The organism is Erwinia sp. MYb416, assembly GCF_037479575.1.
GTDB lineage: Bacteria > Pseudomonadota > Gammaproteobacteria > Enterobacterales > Enterobacteriaceae > Erwinia > Erwinia rhapontici.
Window position 1 is genome coordinate 1 of record NZ_JBBGYT010000380.1, and the last position, 1,037, is coordinate 1,037.

Genomic DNA, 1,037 nt, shown 5'->3' on the forward strand with positions numbered 1-1,037 from the left:
GCCAGCAAAAACTCGCAGCCATCCGGCCCCAACCCCTGAATCGAGTGCGGCATACCTGACGGGAAATACCATAAATCGCCCACGCCGACATCATCCACAAACCAGCCGCCGTCGGTATCCAGCGCGGTAATGCGCGCATTGCCATACAGCATATAGGCCCATTCGCCCTCTTTATGCCAGTGCAACTCACGGATACCCCCGCTGTTCAGGCGCATATCCACGCCAGCAATGGTGGTCGAGATCCCCAGCTCACGCTGAGTCACCTGGCGAGTCCATCCGCCACTGCCTTTGCGCACATGCGCATCACTGAAGGAGAAACGCAAATTCGGTAAGGTGCCGCTATCGGTCTCCGGGGGGTTTACAATATCAGGGTTTTCCCCCTCACGGATCAGGTCTCGCGGGCCGGGATCGGTGCCGCCCATTTTTCCATTCCAGGGCTGGGCAGCGGGCTGTTCGTGAGCATGAACCTTACCGGCCGCCAGCGCTACGGTACCACCGGCGGCAAAAGCCATAAAACTGCGACGTGAAAGAGGATTCATCCTTTGATTTCCTTATGTCAGTCAAAATAAACATTATTGACGGCGCACAGGCACCGACAGTGAATAAGACTATGCGATATTTTTTCCCCTGCCAGTCAGATAATTGGCGCTAAACTCAGTGAAATGTAAGCAAGGATCCATCAGCAAATTTCATCGCATAACAGTGAATAAAACCGGTAACACGGATGATTGACGACTAATTTGTCGCTGATGACTTTTCTGTTTAGGCCTGGTCCACCAAAAGCACAAAACAGCGGTCTGCCATGAATGTTATTTATCGACGGCTTTGCGTGCGGAGAAACACCTGGTTACAGGTAATAGCGCATGATTGCGTTAAGCAACGCAGGCTGTAACAGCCTAGAATAAAGCCTGTTTCCACACTTTCCTGCCACCTGAGTACAGGCTGCCATGAACATTGATTCAGACATCACTTTTCGTAAACTGGAAATTTTCATCGCCTTTATGAACCGGGGTAATCTGGCGCGTACCGCTGATGCA

The 1,037-nt window shown here is 51.9% G+C and carries 1 protein-coding gene; it reads right to left on the bottom strand.

What is annotated here, in order from left to right; translation table 11 throughout:
- Positions 1–539 (bottom strand): cupin domain-containing protein (locus tag WH277_RS05430; RefSeq protein ID WP_339504863.1); only part of this gene is annotated, 539 nt, incomplete at its 3' end.
- Positions 540–1,037 lie beyond the last annotated feature (498 nt).